The sequence below is a fragment of the Pseudomonas sp. G5001 genome (genome assembly GCF_013385475.1).
Lineage (GTDB): Bacteria > Pseudomonadota > Gammaproteobacteria > Pseudomonadales > Pseudomonadaceae > Aquipseudomonas.
The window spans coordinates 1-1,696 of the sequence record NZ_JACAPZ010000065.1 but is presented as its reverse complement, the minus strand read 5'-3'; the positions used below and the strand labels follow the sequence as shown (position 1 = coordinate 1,696).

At 63.4% G+C, this 1,696-nt stretch carries 1 protein-coding gene; it reads right to left on the bottom strand.

What is annotated here, in order from left to right:
• Window positions 1–1,593: urocanate hydratase (hutU, locus tag HX805_RS31975; RefSeq protein WP_177117655.1), on the bottom strand; the 1,593-nt coding region annotated here is incomplete at its 3' end.
• Window positions 1,594–1,696 lie beyond the last annotated feature (103 nt).

Below are 1,696 nucleotides of genomic sequence, written 5' to 3'. Positions count from 1 at the left end.
CATCACACCGGTCGCCGGGTCGTTGTGCAGCACGCGAGCGATACGCTCGGCGGCTTCGTCGGTACCGTCGCAGACAATCACCATGCCCGAGTGCTGGGAGAAGCCCATGCCGACGCCGCCGCCGTGGTGCAACGAAACCCAGGTCGCGCCGCTGGCGGTGTTGAGCAGGGCGTTGAGCAGTGGCCAGTCGGACACGGCGTCGGAGCCGTCCTGCATCGATTCGGTTTCACGGTTGGGGCTGGCCACCGAGCCGGAGTCCAGGTGGTCGCGGCCGATCACGATGGGTGCCGACAGCTCGCCGCTGCGCACCATTTCGTTGAATGCCAGGCCGAGCTTGGCGCGCTGGCCCAGGCCAACCCAGCAGATACGCGCCGGCAGGCCCTGGAAGCTGATGCGCTCGCGGGCCATGTCCAGCCAGTTGTGCAGGTGCGCGTCGTCCGGGATCAGCTCTTTGACTTTGGCGTCGGTCTTGTAGATGTCTTGCGGGTCGCCCGACAGCGCAGCCCAACGGAACGGGCCGATGCCACGGCAGAACAGCGGACGGATGTAGGCCGGGACGAAACCCGGGAAGTCGAAGGCGTTTTCCACGCCCACTTCTTGCGCCATCTGACGGATGTTGTTGCCGTAGTCGAACGTCGGGATGCCTTGTTTCTGGAACTCGAGCATGGCCTTGACGTGCACGGCCATCGACTGCTTGGCGGCCTTGATCACTTCGGCCGGTTCGGTCTTGGCGCGGGCGCGGTATTCGTCCCAGGTCCAGCCGGCGGGCAGGTAGCCGTTGAGCGGGTCGTGGGCGCTGGTCTGGTCGGTGACCATGTCCGGGCGCACGCCGCGCTTCACCAACTCCGGCAGGATTTCCGCCGCGTTGCCCAGCAACGCGATGGAGATCGCCTGGCCGGCCTTGGTGTATTTGTCGATGCGCGCCAGGGCGTCGTCGAGGTCGGTGGCTTGTTCGTCGACGTAGCGGCTGCTCAGGCGGAAGTCGATGCTGACCTGCTGGCATTCGATGTTCAGCGAGCAGGCACCGGCCAGGGTCGCGGCCAGTGGCTGGGCGCCGCCCATGCCGCCGAGGCCGGCGGTCAGGACCCAACGGCCCTTGAGGTCATCGTTGTAGTGCTGGCGACCGGCTTCGACGAAGGTTTCGTAGGTGCCCTGCACGATGCCCTGGCTGCCGATGTAGATCCAGCTGCCGGCGGTCATCTGGCCGTACATGGCCAGGCCCTTGGCATCCAGTTCGTTGAAATGCTCCCAGCTCGCCCAGTGCGGCACCAGGTTGGAGTTGGCGATCAGCACGCGCGGGGCGTTGCTGTGGGTCTTGAACACGCCGACGGGTTTGCCGGATTGCACCAGCAGGGTTTCGTCGTCGTTGAGGTTGGTCAGGCTTTCGACGATCTTGTCGTAGCATTCCCAGTTACGTGCCGCACGGCCGATACCGCCGTACACCACCAGTTCTTTCGGATTTTCGGCAACCTGCGGGTCGAGGTTGTTCATCAACATGCGCAGCGGCGCTTCAGTCAGCCAGCTTTTGGCGGTCAGCGTGTTGCCGCGTGCGGCACGGATTTCAACGTCACGGTATTGGGTAGGCTTGGTCACAAAAAAATCCTCAACGATCAATGCGCGAACATTGATGGGTGCGAAGAGGATGTTCATGGACTCTTACGCACACATCTTTACTTGTACATACAAGCATATGCAA